Below are 22069 nucleotides of genomic sequence, written 5' to 3'. Positions count from 1 at the left end.
GCACCCTGTCAATGAAAAGTATGACTGGATTTGGAAAAAAGACCATTCAAAATGAAAATTATCAATTGGATATCGAAGTCAAAAGTGTTAATCAGCGGTTTTTAGATATTCAATTGCGTATGCCAAAGGAACTGAATGCCTATGAACTGGTGATTCGGCAAGTAATCAAACGCACGTTAAAACGTGGGCGTGTGGAAGTCTATGTAAATCTCCAAAAAATCGGCAACAATCAAAAAGAAGTGCGCGTGCAGTGGGACTTAATTGATCAATTATTAACTTCGGTAGATCAACATTTAAAGGAAAACTATCCGGAAGCAACGTTTGATGCAGGGGACACGGTCAACCATTTATTAAAGCAAAATGATTTTGTCGAAATAGTGGAAGCAGAAATTGCTGATCAGACATTTGAACCATTTCTTGTTCAAGCATTTGAAGCAGCCATCGCTAGTCTTGACCAAAGCCGTGTGCAAGAAGGAACGCAAATTAAACAAGTCCTGCTTGACTATGTAGCAGTGTTGACCCAATCAATTCAAGAGCTGCAAGCGTTTGTGGGCGTTTTTGAACAAGAATACCGTCAACGTTTTGAAGCGAAATTAAACGAATGGTTAGGTAGCCAAGTGGATGAAACACGCTTATTAACAGAAATGGCCATTTTATTGGAAAAAGGCGATATTCATGAAGAATTGGATCGTTTGGATATCCATATTGATAAGTTGCATCAGTTGCTTGACGAAACAGAACCAGTGGGCCGAGAACTAGATTTCTTAATTCAAGAAATGAACCGTGAAGTCAATACGATTGGTTCGAAATCAAGTCCAATTGAAATAAAAAATAGTGTCGTTCAAATGAAAACAACCTTAGAAAAGATTCGGGAACAAATTCAAAATGTCGAATAGAGAAAATGGTTTCGTGTTTTTCCAGAAAACGCTATAATATAGAAGTAACGAATAAATGACAGAGGTGAAAGCAATGACTAAATTTTATGATGTAACCTTTCAAGAATTAAGTGGTCGTTCTGTGGTAAAAACAGAAGTCGCTTCAGACAGAGAACCATTTGACGTCTGGCAAGATGCTTGTGCAAGCTATTCTGAAACAGAGTTAAATATCCAAATTAACGAAGACACGTTTGTTACTTTGAATCGTCACTTTGTTGTGCGCATTGACGTGAAAGAAGTTGACGGCCCTGTCGACAAACAAGTTCGTCGTCGCGATGAATTGATGAACGTGGTCAATACGCTTTCTAATATGGGCTTATAAAAAATACCACCAAGCATTTCACGCTTGGTGGTATTTTTTTTTAATTAGAATAAAAGAAACAAGCCAACGGCGCATAGGAAAGAAAGAACTGTGGCACTTAAAAAGATTGTCCGCATGGCTGCAGTTTTACTGCTTTCTTTGCCGTGCTTTTTCTGACGTTCTAAACGTTTTTGAAGCTGACGGGTAATTACTGAGAAGATCAGCCCGAAAAGGACTAAAACACTTGTGGCAATCGATTTGGGAATAAAATGATTCGGTTCTGCAACGGTGGTATCCCCAGAATGTTCGTTTGATTCTTCCGCAGCTTCCGCTGTTGTTTGTTTTGGCTTAACTTCTTGGTAAGCCACTTTCGGCGCTTGAACCGTACTATTTAACAATGTCAAAGGCGTGTCGACTTGCACCTGCCCTGCTACTAATTTAAAAGTAGGCTGACTGCCTTTGGGAACGACACCGTATAAATCGTTAGCCAAAGTGACTTTTTTGTGATCAATGGTTTGTGGCCCTTTGTCTAAAAGTTTTTTGCGTTCGTATGTCGTATAGGCATAGTCCAGCAAAGCATTCCCAGCCACATGCCGTTCGTATTCACCATCTTGGTTTTGCCAATTACCAACGCCTAAAATGACTTCAATTAAACGGAAATCTCCTTGTTTGACAGTCGCAATATAGTTAAAGCCGCCTGTTGGACTAGAGCCTGTTTTTAAACCATCCACGCCTTGATAACCATACTTAGCGCCTGGTAAAGAATAATTGTACGCTTCAAACGTTTCCTCGTAAGGCGTGCCGACCATTGTTTTCACTACTGGTTTATTGGTGATTTCTAAAATTTCTGGATAATTTTTCAGAAAATGATAGGTTAGTGAAGCTAAATCCCTAGCTGTAGAGACGTTATCGCCATTTGGGTCAATTCCTTGCATTTGATACAGGCCGTTAAAGGCACTTGCTTGCGCTCCACTGCAGTTGTAATAGGTAGTATTTGTCATCCCTAATTCAGCCGCTTTTTGATTCATTAAATGAACAAAGTCAGTAGGCTGGTTCCCTGAAATTAAGTTTGCCAACATGAGAGTCGCCACATTAGAAGAAGGGACAGCAATCATTTTTAACAGTTCACGGACTGGATAAGCAACACCTAACGTAATTTTGTTATTACTAATGGCATATATTTTAGAAATATCGACATCTTTTTGCGTAGCAGTCACAGTGGTATCCATTGTAAATTTTCCTTGCTCCATTGCTTCAAAGGCCAAGTACATGGTCATCACTTTGGCAATACTGGCAGGATTCCACGCTAAATCTGGTTGCTGCGACCAGAGAATTTCTCCAGAATCAGCATCAACAACGATGGCTGCTTTGGGAATGCCATCCGCTTTCAGAGTCGTCCCCATTTTTTTAGCAATCGCGGTAATATCTTCTTCTGCGTGAGTCACAGTAGGTTGGGCAAAAAAGGCCCCGCAACTGACAACTAAGCCTAGCAGAAACAATGTAAATGGTTTAATTCGTGCGATGTTTCTCAGTCCTTTCTTATTCACGTTTTTTCATCCTAAAGGAGTCATCACTTCATTTTACTTAAAAAATGGCTGCCTGTATAGGAATTCTAGGTAATTTGTTTAAAAAAAGAACAAGTTATGAAAGCCAAATTAAAGAAGAAATGTTATTTTTTCAGTGAATCTCCAAGAAAGTCTTGAAAATTGCAGAAAAAAAGTGCAAAATAGAACTAATACTGTGAAATTATGTTTTGAAAGGAAGTCGTTATGTCAGAGCGCGGGTTATTAATCGTATTGTCAGGTCCTTCAGGAGTGGGGAAAGGGACTGTAAGAAAGGCTATTTTCGACAGTGAAGAAAATGATTTTCAATATTCAATCTCAATGACCACTCGGAAACAGCGAGAAGGCGAAGTGGATGGAGTAGATTACTATTTCCGTTCAAGAGAAGAATTTGAAGCGATGATTGAAGCTGGAGAAATGTTGGAATATGCGGAATATGTTGGTAACTATTATGGGACACCATTAACGTATGTTAACCAGACGCTAGATGAAGGCAAAGACGTCTTTTTAGAAATCGAAGTCCAAGGGGCTAAACAAGTCAAAGACAAAGTGCCTGATGGCGTATTTATCTTTTTGACACCTCCCGATTTAGCGGAATTAAAATCAAGAATTATTGGCCGCGGAACAGACGAAATGTCTGTGATTGAAGAACGAATGGCTGTGGCCAGAGAAGAAATCGAAATGATGGCGCTGTATGATTATGCGGTAGTGAATGATGAAGTTCCTTTAGCCGTGCAACGAATTAAAGACATTATCGCGAGTGAGCACTTCCGTGTTGACCGTGTAATTGGAAAATATATTAAAATGTTAGAGGAGATGTAGCCTTATGATGTTAAAACCGTCAATTGACTCATTGTTAAAAGAAGTCCCTTCAAAATATTCTTTGGTTATTTTAGCAAGCAAACGTGCGCATGAATTAGATGAAGGCGTTCAACCAACCGTTGAATCCTTTGATTCTGTAAAAAGTGTGGGTCGTGCGTTAGAAGAAATCGAAGCAGGAACAGTGATCAGTGATCCAAATCCTGAAGAAAAACGCGAACGTCTACGCATTGAACGTGAAGAACGCAAACGCCAACGTGAACAAGAACAAAAAGAATTAGAAAACCGTTTACGTGACGAAAAAAATTAATTGAATGATTGTCAACGAATGGAGAAAGCCGTCTGTCTATTTCAGAGGCTTTCTCTTCGTTTATTCTGAAAGGTGCCAGCGAGACACACAAGACAAATCAGTCAATCTTTAGTACAATAGGCAAAGAGAATTTACATAAAAAGGAGGACGCACCATGCAAAAAGTAGCCAAAGTTATTGTGGATGTACCAACGATGCAAACCGATCAACCATTCACTTATTTAGTTCCTGAAAATTTAAATGAGCAATTGGCTGTCGGCATGCGTGTAGAAGTGCCTTTTGGTAACGGTAATCGGCATGTTCAAGGGTTTGTTTTAGCCATTGAACCAATGGCTGCAACGGTTCTTGACGAAGCCAACGTTCAGTTGAAAGAACTAGTGGCGGTATTGGACTTAAAACCTGTCTTAAATACAGAAATGTTGGCTTTAGCTGATTATATGAAGGAAAAAACGTTTGCCTTTAAAATCACTTGTTTGCAAACCATGTTGCCTAGCGTAATGCGTGCCGATTACCAAAAATATATTTATTTAACGGATGAGCTTTCTGAAGAATTACAAGATCAGTTATTTTATGGTTTAGAGGAAATTTCGTGGGACCAAGCGCAAGAACGTGGGCTTTTGCCTCAACTAATGGCGTTGCGTAAACAGCAAAAAGTCGATATTCGCTACGAAGTTACGACGAGAAATAAAGTCAAAATGGTCCGCTTCATTCAAGCCGCTAAGGAATTTGAACAATTAGAGGAAATTCGTTTGGGTTTACGCAAGGGAGCTAAGAAGAAAGAGCAACTTCTTTACTATTTACAACGCTTGGGCACTGAAAAAGTCACCGCTGTGAAGGAAATGAAAGAATTAGGTTTCAGTACCGCGCTTTTAAATGAAGCGGCCAAAAACGGCTGGCTAACGTTCATTGAAAAAGAAGCGTATCGTGATCCGTTTGCTAATCAGACGTTTGAAAAAACGACTGCGTTATCTTTGAATGCAGAACAACAGGTGGCTGTGGAAACAATCTTACAATCGGTCCAAGAACAGCAAAGCCAAACCTACTTATTGGAAGGTATTACAGGAAGCGGGAAAACAGAAGTTTATCTACAGGTCATTGCAGAAGTTCTTAACCAAGGCAAAACAGCCATTATGCTTGTCCCTGAAATTTCTTTAACTCCGCAAATGGTGCAACGCTTTAAAAGTCGCTTTGGCGAACATGTTGCTGTAATGCACAGTGGCTTATCGCAAGGTGAAAAATACGACGAGTGGCGGAAGATTGAACGAGGAGAAGCGGAAGTGGTGGTTGGCGCGCGTTCTGCCATTTTTGCGCCAATCGAAAACATCGGTGTGATCATTATTGATGAAGAACACGAGGCAAGTTATAAACAAGAAGAAACCCCCCGCTACCACGCGAGAGATTTAGCGATTTGGCGTTCGGAGTACCATCATTGCCCTGTTGTTTTAGGCAGTGCCACGCCGTCCTTGGAATCACGCGCTCGCGCACAAAAAAATGTTTATCAGCGGTTACGATTAACACAGCGTGCCAATCAAGCGGCAACCTTGCCTACGATTGATGTAGTGGATATGCGGCAAGAAGTAGAAAATGGCAATGTCTCTTCTTTTTCCATGTCGTTGCAAGAAAAACTCCAAGAACGCTTAGAGAAAAACGAACAAAGTGTTCTCCTACTTAATCGCCGTGGCTATTCGTCATTTGTGATGTGTCGCGATTGTGGCTATGTGTTGCCGTGTCCGAATTGTGATATTTCCTTAACTTTGCATATGGATAGCAAAACAATGAAATGTCATTATTGTGGACATGAAGAACGGATTCCTTATCGCTGTCCTAACTGTGGCCAAGATAAAATTCGCTACTACGGAACAGGCACACAAAAAGTAGAAGAAGAATTACAAACGTTGTTACCAGACAGTCGTATTCTCCGAATGGATGTTGATACGACCCGTCGCAAAGGTGCGCATGAAAAGATTTTGCGAACATTTGGTGAAGGACAAGCGGATATCTTATTAGGCACACAAATGATTGCCAAAGGACTGGACTTTCCAAATGTGACGTTAGTCGGTGTCTTAAATGCTGATACCGCCTTGAATTTACCCGATTTTCGTTCCAGTGAACGGACCTTCCAATTATTGACACAGGTCAGCGGCCGCGCTGGTCGCGCTGAAAAACCGGGGGAAGTCATCATTCAATCTTTTAACCCCGAGCATTATGCGATACAATTGGCAAAAGCCCAAGATTATGAAGATTTTTATACAAAAGAAATGTATATCCGCCATCGTGGGGATTATCCGCCGTACTATTTTACGGTCCAAATTACGGCTAGCCATCCTGAAGAAAATGAAGCAGCGAAACAAATGTTTCAAATTGCGACGAAATTAAAACAAGGCTTATCGCCGCAAGCTATTTTGTTGGGACCAACGCCTAACGCAATTATGCGTGTCAATAATCGATACTTTTATCAAGTGATTATCAAGTATAAACAAGAACCAATGCTTCAACCATTATTGAAAGAAATTTTAACCGATACACAACGAGCAACGGCTCGTGGCTTAAAGCTTTCCATTGATGCAGAACCCATGAATTTTATTTAAAAAATACAGCTTTGAAAGGAGCACTTATGCGCTATCCAGTTGTGATTCACCCGAACGAACACTTAAAAATGAAGGCTCAACCTGTGACGATTATTACCGATGAAATTGTGCAGTTACTAGAGGATATGTATGAAACAATGCTGGCCCATGATGGGATTGGCTTAGCAGCCCCGCAAATTGGGAAAAATTTGCAAATGGCAGTGATTGAAATCGATGAAGAATCTGGTCGTTTTGAACTAATTAATCCAGTGATTATTGAAAAAAAGGGAACCAGTATTGATGTGGAAGGCTGTTTAAGTATTCCAGAAACATATGGAACCGTTGAACGAGCAGATGAAGTGACTGTCCGTTATTTTGACCGTGAAGGTGAAGAAATGGAAGTTACGGCTTACGGCTATTTAGCTCGAGCTTTTCAACACGAAATTGATCATTTGAATGGCGAGTTATTTATCGATAAAATGATTGAGAAAATTGCACCAGAAGATTTAGAAGCGTATATGGAGGAACATTTTGATGACTAAAATTGTATTTATGGGCACACCAGCCTTTTCTGTTCCGATTTTAGAAAGTTTAATCGAGGCAGGCTATGATGTTCAAGCGGTTGTCACGCAACCAGATCGACCAGTTGGCCGAAAAAAAGTGATTACCCCAACGCCTGTCAAAGAAGCAGCTTTAAAACATAACTTATTAGTCTTACAACCAGAGAAAATTTCAGGTTCTCCTGAAATGGAAAAAGTGATTGACTTAGCACCAGATTTAATTGTGACAGCAGCCTTTGGACAATTTTTACCAGAGAAAATTTTAAAAGCGCCTAAACTAGGTGCGATTAATGTCCATGCCTCACTTTTACCAAAATTTCGTGGCGGCGCACCTGTACATTACTCGATTATTGAAGGAGAAAAAGAAACAGGCGTCACGATTATGGAAATGGTGAAAAAAATGGATGCTGGCGCGATTTTAGCGCAACGTGCAATTCCGATTACGAAACAAGACGATGTAGGCACCATGTTTGAAAAATTAAGCATTCTAGGAAAAGAACTTTTATTAGAGACGTTACCTAAGCTAATTGCTGGCGAAATCACGCCTATTCCACAAGTGGAAGAAGAGGCTACTTTTTCACCAAATATTACCCGGGAACAAGAACGAATTGACTGGCAAAAAACTGCTGAGGCAATTGATAACCAAGTGCGTGGTATGCGTCCTTGGCCAACAGCGTTCACAACCTATCAAGGGACAAACTGGAAAATTTGGGCAGTGACACCACTGACTGAAACAACAACTAGCGCCCCAGGAACGATTATCCAACGTAGTAAAAAAGCGCTATGGATTGCTTGTGGCGAAGGGACAGTTCTTCAAATTGATCGCCTGCAACCAGCTGGTAAAGGTCAATTAACGATTCAAGAATTTTTAAATGGCGTTGGTCAAAATGTCGCAGAAAAAGATAAGGTGGACTAACAAAAATGGCTGAAAAAATCCCCAAGAAATTAAAACGTTCTGTTCGATACGTTGCTTTAGAAACCATCGAACGTGTGGATAAAGGTGGGGCGTACTCCAATCTTTTACTTAATGAAATGATGACAAAATCAGAACTAAGCGAGAAAGATGGCCGCTTGTTTACAGAACTTGTCTACGGCACAATTAGTCGCAAATTATTGTTGGAATACTACTTAACACCATTTGTTAAGAAACCGCAAAAAGTCGATAATTGGGTGAAAAATTTATTGATTTTATCGTTATATCAATTACTTTATTTAGATAAAGTGCCTGATCATGCAGTCATTAATGAAGCGGTTGAAATTGGCAAACGTCGTGGCAATCCTGGGATTGGTAAATTCGTGAATGGCGTGCTGCGGGCGTTCCAACGAAATGGAGCACCTAGTTTGGCCGCAATTAGCGATCCAGTTGATCGTTTAGCAACGGAAATTAGTACGCCACGTTGGTTAACAGAAAAATTACTTGCCCAATTAGGCGAAGAAGAAACACGGCAGTTGGGTTTGTCGTTATTTGAAAAAAGCCATGCGAGTGGCCGAGTAAACACACGGTTTATTTCACGAGAAGAAGCGCTGGAAGAATTACAAGAAACAGGGATTGCCGCGAAGGAAAGTCAACTTTCCCCTTATGGTGTTGTCGCTGAAAAAGGCTACTTAGCTGGTAGTGAACTGTTTATTAACGGTTGTTTAACTATTCAAGATGAAAGCTCTATGCTCGTGGCTCCAGCGATGCAAATTGAACCGCATCATCGTGTCTTGGATGCCTGCGCGGCTCCTGGTGGTAAAACGACTCATATCGCAACTTTTTTAGAGGCTGAAGCAGGTGGTCGTGTGACCTCTTTAGATATTCATGCGCACAAAATTAAGCTAATTAATGAAAATGCGCAACGCCTCCATGTGGCGGATGTCGTCCAAGCAGAAAAGCTTGATGCGCGACAAGTGGCAGAAGAATTTCCCGCAGCAACCTTTGATCGGATTTTAGTTGATGCGCCATGTTCAGGCTTAGGGCTAATGCGCCGTAAACCAGACATTAAATACCATAAAACGGCCAATGATTTTCAAAATTTACCTAAAATTCAGTTAGAAATCTTAGAAAGTGTTGCCCCAACACTAAAACAATGGGGTATAATGGTCTATAGCACTTGTACTATTACGCCAGAAGAAAATCAGGAAGTGGTGGCAGCCTTTTTAGCCAAACACCCTGAATTTGAAAAAATTGAAATTGTTGCAAATGAAAATGTCCAAGCAGTAGTAAAAGAGCAAGAACTGGTTCTGTATCCCCATCAATACATGACAGATGGCTTCTTTATTTGCTGTATGCGGAAAGTTAGTTCAAATGAGGTGAAATAATTTGGAAATCAACGTTCAATCAGATGTCGGTCGCAAAAGAAATACGAACCAAGATTATGCCAACGTTTTTGAGAACCAACAACACATAACCTTTGCCGTTTTAGCAGATGGCATGGGTGGCCACCAAGCAGGTGATGTCGCTAGCCAAATGGCAGTCAATAATTTAGGTGAGAGTTGGTCCAATGCGTCTGTCGACTCAGCTGAAAAATCTGCACAGTGGTTAATTCAAGCAATTCAAAAGGAAAATGAAAAAATTTATGAACGCGGACAATCGAAACCAGAGTATTTAGGAATGGGGACAACCGTGGTTGGTGCCATTCTTTTACCGGATTCATTTGTCTTAGCAAATGTGGGGGACAGTCGTGCTTATTTAGTTCGTGACCAACACATGTTACAATTAACAGAAGATCATTCCTTAGTGAATGAACTAGTAAAATCAGGGGAGATTACTCGTGAGATGGCTGCAAATCATCCACGAAAAAATGTCCTAACACGTTCTTTGGGAATGCCTGGCACTGTCGAAGTCGATGTAACCAATCATGAATGGCTGCCTAATGACTATTTACTGTTATGTTCGGACGGCTTAACCAATATGGTTCCTGAGACAAAAATTTTAGAAATTTTAGAGACGTCAGATCCCTTAGAATCCAAATTAAGCCAACTCGTTGCCCAAGCAAATGAAGCGGGTGGTTTAGATAACATTACCGTGTTAGTGATACACTTTGACGAACAGAAGGAGGAAAACCAATGATAGAAATCGGCAAGAAGCTGAATGGTCGATATCACATTATTGGCAGCATCGGAAGTGGCGGCATGGCCAACGTCTATTTAGCACACGATTTAATTTTAGACCGAGACGTTGCAGTAAAAGTCTTGCGCTTTGACTTCCAAAACGATCAAGCCGCCATCCGACGTTTTCAGCGTGAAGCACTAGCCGCAACTGAGCTGGTTCACCCGAATATCGTCAGTGTGTACGATGTAGGCGAAGAAGATGGACTACAATATTTAGTCATGGAATATGTGAAAGGAATGGACTTAAAACGTTACATCCAAACGCATTTCCCAATTCCTTATTCCACAGTTGTGGATATTACGCAACAAATTTTATCTGCTGTCGCAATGGCACATGAACATAGAATTATTCACCGGGATTTAAAACCGCAAAACATTCTGATTGACGAACACGGCACAGTCAAAATTACTGACTTTGGGATTGCGATTGCCTTGTCAGAAACGTCAATTACGCAAACGAACACAATGTTAGGTTCGGTGCATTACTTATCGCCAGAACAAGCGCGCGGAAGCATGGCGACCAACCAATCAGATATTTACGCTGTGGGAATTATTCTCTATGAAATGCTAACAGGGAATGTACCTTTTGATGGTGAATCAGCCGTAACGATTGCCTTAAAACATTTCCAAGAAGAAATTCCTTCTGTCAAAATGTTTGATCCAGGGATTCCTCAATCATTGGAAAATGTGGTTCGTCATGCAACCGCAAAAGACCCAAGCGATCGCTACAAAACAGCGAATGAGATGGCAGAAGACTTATACACGTCCTTGTCAGCCAGTCGTTTAAACGAACCTGCGTGGGAACCAACGGCTTTATTAGGAGAAACGAAAGTATTAACTCCGATTCCCGAAGACATCGCTGAACCGGAAGAGACAACGCCTGTCGAAGTTCCAGAAGATATCGCAGATGACATTTTAGCTGAACAACCACCGAAGAAAAACCGCAAAAAATTGTGGATTGGCTTAGCAATTGCGGCATTAATTGCTTTAGCAATAGGTGGCTTAGCCTTTGCAATGTCGGGTGGTAAAGACGTTGAAGTTCCTGATGTTACAAATGAAACGAAAGCGGACGCTTCACAAGCGCTACAAAGTGCCGGGCTGAAAGTCGATAGTGAAACCAAAAAAATTCCCGACGATAAGATTGAAGAAGGCAAGGTGGTCAAAACAGACCCCGAAGCAAAATCATCTGTGAAAAAAGGCCGATCTGTTACTTTATATATCAGCTCTGGAACAGAAAAAATTGAGATGGCCGATTATACAAACGAATCGTATGAATCTGCTGTCGAAGCCTTGAAAAAACTAGGGTTTTCAGAAGACCAAATTACAACGAAAAAAGAATACAGTGATTCTGTGTCTACGGATAGCATTATTAAACAAAAACCAGCTGCAGGTAAAAAAGTTGATCCGAAAAAAGACAAAGTCACTTTAACGGTCAGTGAAGGACCAGAAGCGGTTACTTTGCCTAGTTACGCCGGTTATTCTTACACAAATGCAGTAAATGCACTGGCACAGTTAGGCATTTCTGAATCTCAAATTACGCGTGTCGACCAAGCAAGCGATACGGTAGAACCAGGTTTAGTCATTACGCAAGACCCCGCACCAGGTGGCACCGTGACACCTAAAAATGGCCAAGTGACGTTATATGTAAGTAAAGGTAGCGACAAAGTGACACTTTCTGATTATAGCGGAATTTCTTACGATAATGCGGTAAGTCGCTTAATTGCTTTAGGTATCCCAGAATCTCAAATTAAACGAGTGGACGAAGAAAGCGACAAAGTTGAAAAAGATACCGTGATTAGTCAAGAACCAGCTTCTGGTACCGCTGTTGATCCGAAAAATGACACGATTACTTTACATGTCAGCAAAGGCAGCGACTCAGTAACTGTTCCCGATATTTCAGGTTATTCGCCAAAAGCTGCAGAAGACAGCATCAATAACGCTGGCCTTAAAATCAATGAACAAGGATTATCTGGCTCTGGCGATGGCCAAGTCGTTGAACGAACTAGCCCATCCGCTGGCAGCAAAGTCAAAAAAGGCGACGCTGTTACGGTTTATTATTCAAAAGCAAATGATTCAAAAAGCACCACTAGTGAAAGTAGTACGAGTAATTAAGACAAGAGGTTGGGACAGGAGTGTTTAGCTTCAAGAAATAAGAAGAAATTTCCGAAAGATGCTTTTCGTCTTTCGAGGAATTTCGGCTTATTTCTGAAGAAGCTGCTCCTGTCCCGCCGTTTATCTTAAGATTTAAGTCTAGGAAGGTAAGTCATTTCGACTTATGTCCTAGGCTCTTTTTAATTAATAGAATCGAGAGGCTCCCTTGATTTCTCTGCCACTATCCTGTATATTCGAAAGTAGTTAGGAGTGGTTTATCTGAAAGGTCAAATCAGAAAAGCGTTAAGCGGTTTTTATTATGTATACGCAGATGGAGAAACATATCAAACAAGAGCGCGAGGGAATTTTCGTAATCGAAAAATTACGCCACTCGTGGGAGATGAAGTACTTTTTGAAAGCGATAATTTAACAGATGGTTATGTGTTGGAAATTTTACCAAGACGAAATGAATTAGTGCGCCCGCCTGTTGCAAATGTGGATCTAGGTGTGGTTGTCATGAGTATGGTTTCGCCAAATTTTTCGTTTAATTTGTTGGATCGTTTCTTAGTCAGCTTAGAGTATAAGGATATAGAACCAGTTATTTATTTAACGAAAGTTGATCTATTAGATGAGCCGCAACGTCAAGAAGTCACTGAAATTAAACAGATTTATGAAGCGTTAGGTTATGCGGTAATCGCTTCGGAAGACGTAGAAGCCACCAAAGAATTAGAACGCTTTTTCCCAGAACGGTTGACTGTTTTTATGGGACAATCAGGCGCTGGAAAATCAACATTGTTGAATCAAATTTCACCAGAATTACAACTAGCAACTGCGGAAATTTCCCAATCTTTAGGACGGGGCAAACATACGACCCGTCACGTGGAGTTGATTCCGTTATACGACGGTTTGGTTGCTGATACACCAGGATTTAGTGCCATCGATTTCTTGGAGATGGAAGCAGTGGAATTACCAAAGCAATTTCCTGAATTTGTTGCCGCGGCCTCTCACTGTAAGTTTCGTGAATGTATGCACCACAAAGAACCTGGTTGTGAAGTGAAACGCCAAGTGGAAGCGGGAACCATTGCGACGAGTCGTTACGAAAATTATTTACAGTTTTTAATGGAAATCGAGAATCGACGACCTGTTTATAAGAAAAAATCATAGCAAATATAAAGGGAGCGAGCCAAATGAAACTAGCACCATCCATTTTAAGTGCCGATTTTGCCAATTTAGAAAGAGATATCCGTTTAGTAGAAGAATTAGGAGCAGATTATATTCATGTTGATGTCATGGACGGTCAATTTGTGCCCAACATTACCTTAGGACCGAATATCGTTTCAGCGATTCGTCCAGTGACAAAACTACCATTGGATGTTCATTTGATGATTGTACAACCTGAAAATTATATCAATGCCTTTGCGGAAGCCGGTGCGGATATTATTACTGTCCATCAAGAAGCAACACCCCATATTCATCGTGCCTTACAAATGATTAAAAATGCGGGTGTGAAAGCTGGCGTAACCATCAATCCTGGGACACCACTTTCGATGATTGAAAATGTATTAGACTTAGCAGACCAAGTCTTGGTAATGACTGTCAATCCAGGCTTTGGCGGACAATCATTTATTGAAAACTCACTAGAAAAAATTGCTCAATTAAAAGAATGGAAAGAAACAAAAGGATACACCTATGAAATTGAAGTCGATGGCGGGATTGTTCCTGAAACTGCCGCACGCTGCAAAGAAGCCGGTGCAGAAGTGTTTGTTGCAGGCTCCTACATTTATAATGCTGAAAATCTTCAAGAACGAATCGATGCACTGAGAGCAGTGCTAGACAAATGAGTCGTGTCTTACTGGTAGCTGGCGGCAATCCAAGTGATTGGCCAACCATTGAACCAGCTACGTATGATTATTTCGTAGGTATTGATCGCGGCTGTCTCCATTTATTAGAGGCCGATTTACCGTTACAATTAGCAGTGGGCGATTTTGATTCATTATCACGAGAAGAATACCATTTTGTCCAAGAAACTGCCGAAACACTCATCCAAGCACCTGCTGAAAAAGATGATACAGATACACAATTAGCGCTTCAAGAAGCTTTACAACGATTTCCACAAGCAGAGATGACGATTATCGGTGCGACAGGGGGCAGAATTGACCACCTGTTAGCCAATCTTTGGTTACCCTTTGAACCACGATTTCAAGGCGTACTTCGCCAAATCCGTCTATGCGATCGTCAAAATAGCATCCAGTATTACGCCCCTGGTTCGTATATCGTACCAAAAGAGCCAGATAAAGAATATCTGGCCTACTGCTGTTTGACGCCTGTAGAAAACTTGACGCTACGACGCAGTAAATATTTATTAACCAATCAAGATGTTCCTTACCCAACATCGTATGCAAGTAATGAATTTATCGAAGAAGCCGCTGCTTTTTCCTTCGATGCAGGGATGATTGCAGTTATTCAAAGTAAAGACAAGTAAAAAGAAGTTGGACCTTCATCAAAGTGATGAAGGTCCAACCTCTTTTTTTATGCAATAAAAAAAGCCGAACAACGAACGTCCAGCTTTGCTTATTTAAGTTTATTAAACACGTTCGATTTTACCAGATTTCAAAGCACGAGTTGACACCCAAACTTTTTTAGGTTTACCATCGATTAATACGCGAACTTTTTGTAAGTTAGGTTTCACAGTGCGTTTTGTTGAGTTCATCGCATGTGAACGGTTATTACCACTTGAAGTCTTACGACCAGTGAAGTAACATACTTTTGCCATTTTAAGTTTCCTCCTTTGCCTTGATCTTGGAGCGATAATATTCAGCTCATACTAACTTAATTTATCATATTAGGCACTGATTTGCAAGAAGATTTTTAGTGACTAACAACAAAAGTAGCTTGTCAGGTGATAGTTTTTCATTGTCTGATTTTAAATACTTAAGAAATCCATGCACAAACGTAAGACGATAAAGATGAAAATTTAAGAGTTCAAGAAAAAAATGTAGTGGTCCGTGTTTGATTAATATAATTAAAGTACTTAGATAAATGAAAAAGGAGGAAAATATGAGCTTAGAAATTAAAAAGTTGAAAAAGAAAATGAATGAGCAGGAAATTATTAAAGGAATCAATTTGACTATTCCAGAAGGCGAAATTTACGGCTTCTTAGGCGCAAACGGTGCAGGTAAAACTACTATTTTCCGCCATATTTTAGGCATCTACTCTCCTGATGAAGGGGAAATAACATGGCAGGGACGTAAAGTTGATCGCTTTGATGCTAAAGAGGTCGGTTATCTTCCAGAAGAGCGTGGCCTATACCCGAAAAGAACGGTGAGACAACAATTAACTTTCTTTGGGAAGCTCCGTAAAATGAAAAAGAAAGAAATTGAAAAAAGTATCCTCTTTTGGCTGGATTTTTTTAAGATACAAAAGAACGTAGATCGAAAAATTAGTGAATTGTCAAAAGGGAATCAACAAAAGATTCAATTTATTGCGTCGATCATTCATGGACCCAAGCTTGTCATTTTGGATGAACCATTCTCTGGGCTAGACCCGATTAATGCGAATCAACTAAAAGAAGCAATTCTTTTTTTGAAGGAAAATAGTGCTACGATAATTTTCAGCTCTCATCAAATGGCAAACGTAGAAGAAATCTGTGAAAACATTTGTATGATAAAAAAGGGTGAGGTTCTTTTAGAAGGAAATTTAAAAGAAATCAAAGATGAAACGGATAAAAGAAAAGTGATTGTTCAGGCTGATTTTGACAGAGAAATATTAAAACAAGATTTTGAAATAGAATCGTATAAAGAAGAAAATGATGTTATTTCTTTTTATGTAAAAGATGAATGTACTGCGAAGAAAATTCAAAAATTTATTTTTCAATCAGAAAATATTCAGCAATTCAGAATTGAGCCAATTTCGTTAAATGATATTTTTCTAGAAAGAGTGGGTGAGTAAAGTGAAAAATATAGTGACGATTGCTTTAGAAACATACAAACAAAAAGTCGTGTCAAAAGTGTTTGTTATTATACTGTTGGTTTTGATGGTAGGGACATTTTTGGGAATGAATTATGAAGGGATTCTAAAAAAAGAGGAACCAAGTAAAGAAACCATCCTTGTTGTTTCAAATAATCAAGAAACTGTTACTATGCTGAAAGAAGTTGGTAAAGGTACCAATCTGAACTTTGTTGACGGCGGTCAAAAGTTATCAGATGCTGAGAAAGAGCTGAAAGATAGAGCGAGTAAAACCATTTTGAAAATTGGAAAGAGTAGCGCTGGTCTATACGAAGGAAAAATTTATTACGAAGGAGCTCTCCAATATAATGTGTCTGAACAATTACAAAGTCTTGTAACCACTGTAAATCAATCGATTAAATTAAATCAATTAAATATTGATGCGGCGCAACAACAGTTTTTGAATGAAAGCACACGTTTATCCTTAGAATCTTTAGCTGGAAATCAAGATAATTCGGTTCAAACATTAATACTAGTTTATATTGTTGGTTTTATTCTCTACATTGCAGTTATGCTCTTTTCTACAATGGTTGCCCAAGACATTGCGGTGGAAAAGAGTTCAAGAGTTATGGAAATTTTACTCACAACAATTACACCAGTTCAGCATTTAATTGGTAAAATTGTTGGCATTGGGCTAGTTGGGGTAACGCAAGCAGCAGCAATTTTTGGGGCTGCGTATGCATCTTATGGAATTTTTGGAGATAGTACAGGAGTATTTGACTTTTTGAGTGAAGGCAAAAATAGTCAAGCAATCATCTTAGCTGTCATATGTTTCGTTTTAGGTTATTTGCTATATTCTGTTACGGCTGCTATTTTAGGTTCTGTTGTTTCCTCTGTTCAGGAAGTTCAACAGTTGATGTATATTTTGATTATTCCTTTATTTATTGCGATGTTTATGGTAATGATTCTTGCAGCTGGATTAGGAAGTAACCAAGCGACTATCATTTCATCTTATATACCGTATCTATCACCGATAGTCATGTACGCACGTTATATGCTGGGGGATGCATCGTTAAATGCTTTTGCAGTAGCGATGGGAATTAATCTGGTTTTTACTGCGATTTTAGCGTTTCTAGGGAAGAGTGTTTATCAAGGGGGCGTGTTTATTTATAGTGGAGATAAACTTATAAATGTTTTCAAAAAAGCGTTTAAATCTGGGAAATATTATGTTAGATGAGTATAAAAAATCTTGTCGCAACTCTCATGTATAAAACATTTATTTTGATAAATAAAAAAGTAATTGAAATTGTACACTCAGTATAGCGAGTGTACAATTTTTGTTTATAGCGTAATAGTCGGGCACCGAAATCTACTTTTTCTCAGTTTCACTTATAAAGAAAGCTTGAATTGTCTTTTATTAGAGTATATACTTTTTTTATTAACTGAAATATAAGGAGGTTTTAATTTGGTGAGGTTTGTTTTTATTCTAAGTAATATCACGGCAGTGTTTCAAGTGTTCTTTAATTATCTAAAGTCAAAAGTAGTAAAGCTTAATAAAAAAATTACTTTACATAGTATTTTTGGCTTGATGGTTATTGCAATTTTGAATGGCAAAATAATTTCTGCTATAGGAATGTACGGATTTGCTTGGATTTATTTGAGTATAATAATTTTAGGTTATTTTTTTATCTCTAAAAGCCTTATTAAAGTTTTGGGTATAAATTCTTATATCGTCATTATTTCAGCTATAAGTGGTCAGTTTGTATCCTTTGTAAAGGAAAAAATATTTGGCACAGAACTAATTTTTTCAAGTAATTTAACTATGTTTTTACATAGTACATTTCGGCTAGCGCTATCAGTAATTCTGACGATATTAATGATAAAGGGGATAAAAAAACTAGAAAAAAAGTTTTCTATTATCAATGAATGTCTTCTGCTTTTTAATTTGATAGGAATCGGCACAATGATTATCTACTATGCCAGCCTGATTTTAGGAAAATATTTGGGGAATAACAAGGAAATAATTGTAGTAAATTCAATCTTTCTCACGCTCTATTTAGTCGTTTCATTAATTTCTTTTATTGTGTATCTTAGTTCGCTCAAAAATAAATATGATATTCAACAGAAGGAAACAGAATATTTAGAAAATCAGAGATATATGGAGGCAATGGAGAAACAATTCAAGGAGATTCGGAAGTTTCGGCATGATTATAAAAATATCCTAAATTCATTAGAAGATTTTATTGTAAGTGGAGATTACGAGAGTCTTAATGACTATTATTTCAATAAAATAAAGAAAGCATCAAAATGCATTGACCAAAATGGGTTCAAGTTAGAAGCGATTGGAAACATTCGAGTAAGAGAAGTTAAAAGTCTCCTTGTGTCTAAGTTGATTTCAACGCAAGAAAAAGGAATGGATGTACAGTTAGAAGTGACTGAACCAATTGAAGAATTAGCCATTGATTCAATTTCTTTGGTTAGAATACTAGGTATTTTTTTAGATAACTCTATAGAAGAAATCGAATTTTTAGGTGAGGGTAAGCTTGTAATCGCTGTATATAAAGATGCCTCTGCTGTACATATTATTATCCAAAATTCATGTAGGAAAAATTTACCAAAATTCCATCTACTTAAGCAACGCGGTTTTTCATTAAAAGGCACTGATAGAGGAATGGGATTGAGTAATGTTCAAGAATTGCTTCAATCCCTAAATAATGTTCAACTAGCTACCTCCATCAGTGATGGATGGTTTACTCAAAAATTGACGATTGAAAACAATAGGAGGTGCGAATAAGGTGATTTCTATTATTATTTGCGAAGATGATTGGCGACAACGACAAATGTTAGAAACCTATGTTAAAAATTACATAATGATGGAAAGTCTTGATATGGAACTGGTTTTTTCAACAGGAAATCCGTTAGAAGTACTTGAATTTGTCAAAAGTCAGCCTAGAATAATTGGGTTATATTTTCTAGATGTTGATTTACAACATGAAATGTCAGGATTAACCTTAGCAGCTAAAATCAGAGACTACGATAATTTAGGTAAAATCGTTTTTGTCACAACACATGGGGAACTGTCCTATCTGACGTTTACGTATAAAGTGGAAGCGCTGGACTATATCATTAAAGACAACAAAGAACATCTACAGCAGAAAATCTGTGAAAATATTCAATTGGCTCATGAACGTATAACTAGTGAACGTGGAGATACAAAAAAATTATTTAAATTTAAGGACGGCGATACCATTCGGTCTGTAGATATGGCAACAATCATTTTTTTTGAATCTTCTTCCGTATCGCATAAAATCGTTTTACATCTTGAAAACGGAGAAATTGAATTTTATGGTTCCTTAAAGGAGATTGAAGAACAGTCTAATGACTTTTATCGTTGTCACAAATCATATTTAATCAACCGCAAGCATATAAGTAAAGTTATAAAAAGCGAACGGATTGTCGAAATGAGTAACGGAGAAAGATGTTTAGTCTCAGTGAGAGCCATGAAAAACCTCTAAAATCAGCAGACAAGATTCAATGAACCAAGTCGAATCTTGTCTTTTTCTGCATTGACAATGCACGACAAACGTTGTAAATTGTACAAATGTTGGTAATTATGAGGAAGGGTCTATAATATCTGACGAACTTCCTTTTAATTAAAGGCTGGATATGATAAAATGTTATGGAAGAAAATAGGGCGAATGTGCTCTTATAAGGAGGCTTTCATCAATGGCTGTAAAAATTCAAACACCCGCAGGTACCATTGAGATTACCAATGATGTGATCGCTACAGTAGTTGGCGGAGCTGCGACAGATATTTACGGAATTGTCGGAATGGCAAGCAAAAATCAAATTAAAGATAACTTAAACGATATTTTACGTCGTGAGAATTACTCACGTGGTGTCGTTGTTCGTCAAGAAGACAACGGAATCGCAGTGGATGTCTACACGATTGTTAGTTATGGTACAAAAATTTCTGAAGTTTCTCGTAACGTCCAAGAAAAAGTAAAATATAATCTTGAAACATTATTAGGTGTCACTGCGAATTCAGTTAACGTTTTTGTTCAAGGAGTTCGTGTATTACCGGATTAGAGGTAGTGTACTGTCAACGATGCAATTGCACAAGGAAGTCGTGTGTTGCCGTTAGCGGTAAATCTGAAGGAGGATTTTTTAGGTGAATGTAACAGAAATCAGCGCAGGTCAGTTCCAGGAAATGGTCCAGGCAGGTGCGACTCGTCTGCACACAAATGCAGAATATGTCAACTCATTAAACGTTTTCCCTGTACCCGATGGTGATACAGGAACAAATATGAACTTATCAATGACCAGTGGTGCAAAGGCTGTGGCCGATTCTCGCTCTGAAAAAGTAGGAGAATTAGCAGGCGCGTTATCCAAAGGGTTATTAATGGGTGCTCGTGGAAATTCTGGGGTTATTTTATCTCAATTATTCCGCGGCTTCTCAAAACAAATTCCTGAGGTTACAACATTAAATGCCAAAGACTTGGCCGCTGCATTTACACATGGTGTAGAAACAGCGTATAAAGCAGTGATGAAACCTGTTGAAGGAACAATCTTAACTGTTTCTCGTGAAGCGGCGCGTTCTGGTGAACGTAAAGCGAAAGAAACAGATGACTGTATCGAAGTTATGACAGCTGTTGTAGCAGGTGCTAAACGTGCCTTAGCGAAAACACCTGATTTATTACCTGTCCTAAAAGAAGTCGGCGTTGTAGATAGTGGGGGTCAAGGACTACTATTTATCTATGAAGGATTTTTAGAAGCGCTTAGTGGTGAATTTTTACCAACTGAAACGTATGAACCAAGTCCTGCCGAAATGGACGAAATGGTTAATGCTGAACATCACCGTGGTGTTAGTGGCCACGTTGCGACAGAAGACATTAAATTTGGCTATTGTACAGAAATTATGGTTCGTATCGGCGAAGGCCCAACCGTGGACAGCGCTTTTGATTATGAAACATTCAGAAACTACTTAAATGAACTAGGCGATTCTCTATTAGTCGTTAACGATGACGAAATTATCAAAGTTCACGTACACACCGAGCATCCAGGTGAAGTGATGAACTACGGCCAAAAATTTGGTTCGTTAGTAAAAATAAAAGTAGACAATATGCGTTTACAACATGAAACGTTAGTTGAACGCGATGCTCAGCAAGAAGCGTTGACTGAAAAAGTTCGCGTACCGTTTGCTGTGATTGCTATTGCAGCCGGTGAAGGCGTTCAAGAATTATTCCGAAGTTTAGGTGCAAGCTACATTATTAGTGGTGGCCAAACAATGAACCCAAGTACGGAAGATATTTTAAAAGCAGTCAAAGAAGTGAATGCAGAGCAAGTCATTATCTTACCAAATAACAAAAACATCTTTATGGCAGCTGATCAAGCAGCAGAAGTTGCCGATGTACCAGTAGCGGTTGTTCCATCTAAAACCATTTCTCAAGGAATGACAGCAATGTTAGCTTTCAATGATCAACAATCATTAGAAGAAAACAAAGCAAGTATGACGGAAATGTTAGACAGCGTTGTGAGTGGTCAAGTAACCACAGCTGTTCGTGACACAACCATTGATGACGTTGAAATTAAAAAAGATGACTTCTTAGGAATGATTGATGGTAAAATCGTCGTTTCTGAAGCAGATCGTTTTAATGCATCATTAGACACGTTGAACCGCATGATTGATGAAGACACTGAAATCGTGACAATTATTGTCGGCGAAGATGGCTCGGTTGAAGAAGCTGAAAAGCTAATCGCTATTTTAGTTTCTGAAAACGATGAACTAGAAACAGAACTTCATGAAGGTGGACAACCTGTATATCCATACTTATTCTCAGCAGAATAGGTTTTCGTGATGAAAAAATAAAAACGAATAGGCTGGTTC

General features: G+C 38.9%; 21 protein-coding genes. 19 read left to right on the top strand and 2 right to left on the bottom strand.

Going from position 1 to position 22069, the window contains the following annotated elements:
- The first annotated feature begins 11 nt into the window (after positions 1 to 11).
- A complete protein-coding gene (locus tag IGL17_RS12235; protein ID WP_002383232.1) occupies positions 12 to 896 on the top strand; it encodes a YicC/YloC family endoribonuclease in 885 nt (294 codons plus the stop codon).
- A 55-nt stretch (positions 897 to 951) separates the two neighbouring features.
- Complete coding sequence (locus IGL17_RS12230; protein WP_002383233.1) at positions 952 to 1257, top strand: hypothetical protein; 306 nt, start codon at positions 952 to 954, stop codon at positions 1255 to 1257.
- A gap of 44 nt (positions 1258 to 1301) precedes the next feature.
- Here IGL17_RS12230 and IGL17_RS12225 read toward each other — a convergent pair whose 3' ends face one another.
- Positions 1302 to 2783, bottom strand: coding sequence for a DUF1958 domain-containing protein (locus IGL17_RS12225; RefSeq protein ID WP_016618595.1), 1482 nt, complete (start codon positions 2781 to 2783; stop codon positions 1302 to 1304).
- A 222-nt stretch (positions 2784 to 3005) separates the two neighbouring features.
- On the opposite strand from IGL17_RS12225, the gene gmk reads away from it, so the two are divergent.
- The 11 genes from gmk (at position 3006) to IGL17_RS12170 (ending at position 14719) form a co-directional block, all read left to right on the top strand.
- Positions 3006 to 3620, top strand: a complete 615-nt coding sequence (gene gmk, locus IGL17_RS12220) for a guanylate kinase (protein ID WP_002354915.1) — start codon at positions 3006 to 3008, stop codon at positions 3618 to 3620.
- A gap of 4 nt (positions 3621 to 3624) precedes the next feature.
- A complete protein-coding gene (rpoZ, locus tag IGL17_RS12215; protein ID WP_002354916.1) occupies positions 3625 to 3927 on the top strand; it encodes a DNA-directed RNA polymerase subunit omega in 303 nt (100 codons plus the stop codon).
- Between the two features lie 154 nt (positions 3928 to 4081).
- Positions 4082 to 6514, top strand: a complete 2433-nt coding sequence (priA, locus tag IGL17_RS12210; protein ID WP_016618594.1) for a primosomal protein N' — start codon at positions 4082 to 4084, stop codon at positions 6512 to 6514.
- Positions 6515 to 6540: 26 nt separating this feature from the next.
- Positions 6541 to 7035, top strand: a complete 495-nt coding sequence (gene def / locus IGL17_RS12205; protein ID WP_002371656.1) for a peptide deformylase — start codon at positions 6541 to 6543, stop codon at positions 7033 to 7035.
- Positions 7028 to 7969 carry a methionyl-tRNA formyltransferase gene (gene fmt, locus IGL17_RS12200; protein ID WP_010776177.1) on the top strand — a complete coding sequence of 314 codons (942 nt, stop codon included), beginning with the start codon at positions 7028 to 7030 and terminating at the stop codon, positions 7967 to 7969. Before def ends, fmt begins: the two co-directional genes overlap by 8 nt.
- Positions 7970 to 7974: 5 nt before the next feature.
- Positions 7975 to 9354: a 16S rRNA (cytosine(967)-C(5))-methyltransferase RsmB gene (gene rsmB, locus IGL17_RS12195; protein WP_438839749.1), complete on the top strand. Its 1380-nt coding sequence runs from the start codon at positions 7975 to 7977 to the stop codon at positions 9352 to 9354.
- A 1-nt stretch (position 9355) separates the two neighbouring features.
- Complete coding sequence (locus IGL17_RS12190) at positions 9356 to 10105, top strand: Stp1/IreP family PP2C-type Ser/Thr phosphatase (RefSeq protein ID WP_002354922.1); 750 nt, start codon at positions 9356 to 9358, stop codon at positions 10103 to 10105.
- Positions 10102 to 12258: a serine/threonine protein kinase IreK gene (gene ireK / locus IGL17_RS12185; protein WP_016618592.1), complete on the top strand. Its 2157-nt coding sequence runs from the start codon at positions 10102 to 10104 to the stop codon at positions 12256 to 12258. The genes IGL17_RS12190 and ireK overlap by 4 nt, the downstream gene beginning before the upstream one ends.
- 249 nt (positions 12259 to 12507) lie before the next feature.
- Entirely contained in the window at positions 12508 to 13401 is an 894-nt protein-coding gene (gene rsgA, locus IGL17_RS12180; protein ID WP_002359046.1) for a ribosome small subunit-dependent GTPase A, read from the top strand.
- A gap of 23 nt (positions 13402 to 13424) precedes the next feature.
- Positions 13425 to 14078: a ribulose-phosphate 3-epimerase gene (gene rpe / locus IGL17_RS12175; protein ID WP_016618591.1), complete on the top strand. Its 654-nt coding sequence runs from the start codon at positions 13425 to 13427 to the stop codon at positions 14076 to 14078.
- Positions 14075 to 14719 carry a thiamine diphosphokinase gene (locus IGL17_RS12170; RefSeq protein WP_002361010.1) on the top strand — a complete coding sequence of 215 codons (645 nt, stop codon included), beginning with the start codon at positions 14075 to 14077 and terminating at the stop codon, positions 14717 to 14719. Before rpe ends, IGL17_RS12170 begins: the two co-directional genes overlap by 4 nt.
- A gap of 102 nt (positions 14720 to 14821) precedes the next feature.
- Here IGL17_RS12170 and rpmB read toward each other — a convergent pair whose 3' ends face one another.
- Positions 14822 to 15010: a 50S ribosomal protein L28 gene (gene rpmB, locus IGL17_RS12165; protein ID WP_002354928.1), complete on the bottom strand. Its 189-nt coding sequence runs from the start codon at positions 15008 to 15010 to the stop codon at positions 14822 to 14824.
- Positions 15011 to 15276: 266 nt separating this feature from the next.
- Here rpmB and IGL17_RS12160 point away from each other — a divergent pair, with 266 nt between their 5' ends.
- The 6 genes from IGL17_RS12160 (at position 15277) to IGL17_RS12135 (ending at position 22030) form a co-directional block, all read left to right on the top strand.
- Positions 15277 to 16185 carry an ABC transporter ATP-binding protein gene (locus IGL17_RS12160; protein WP_016618590.1) on the top strand — a complete coding sequence of 303 codons (909 nt, stop codon included), beginning with the start codon at positions 15277 to 15279 and terminating at the stop codon, positions 16183 to 16185.
- Complete coding sequence (locus IGL17_RS12155) at positions 16178 to 17419, top strand: ABC transporter permease (RefSeq protein ID WP_016618589.1); 1242 nt, start codon at positions 16178 to 16180, stop codon at positions 17417 to 17419. Before IGL17_RS12160 ends, IGL17_RS12155 begins: the two co-directional genes overlap by 8 nt.
- 228 nt (positions 17420 to 17647) lie before the next feature.
- The gene (locus IGL17_RS12150; protein WP_071646823.1) at positions 17648 to 18976 is read left to right on the top strand and encodes a sensor histidine kinase; all 1329 of its coding nucleotides are present in this window, start codon (positions 17648 to 17650) and stop codon (positions 18974 to 18976) included.
- Position 18977: 1 nt separating this feature from the next.
- Positions 18978 to 19697 (top strand): LytR/AlgR family response regulator transcription factor, encoded by a 720-nt coding sequence (locus tag IGL17_RS12145; protein ID WP_010816828.1) that lies wholly within the window; start codon positions 18978 to 18980, stop codon positions 19695 to 19697.
- Positions 19698 to 19908: 211 nt separating this feature from the next.
- A complete protein-coding gene (locus IGL17_RS12140) occupies positions 19909 to 20271 on the top strand; it encodes an Asp23/Gls24 family envelope stress response protein (protein ID WP_002354933.1) in 363 nt (120 codons plus the stop codon).
- A gap of 82 nt (positions 20272 to 20353) precedes the next feature.
- Positions 20354 to 22030 (top strand): DAK2 domain-containing protein, encoded by a 1677-nt coding sequence (locus IGL17_RS12135; RefSeq protein ID WP_002354936.1) that lies wholly within the window; start codon positions 20354 to 20356, stop codon positions 22028 to 22030.
- The last annotated feature ends 39 nt before the right edge of the window (positions 22031 to 22069 follow it).

It is taken from the genome of Enterococcus sp. AZ088 (assembly GCF_051714845.1).
Classification (GTDB): Bacteria; Bacillota; Bacilli; order Lactobacillales; family Enterococcaceae; genus Enterococcus; species Enterococcus faecalis.
Note: the sequence above shows the minus strand (reverse complement) of the source record. Positions and strands in the feature narration are given on the sequence as shown.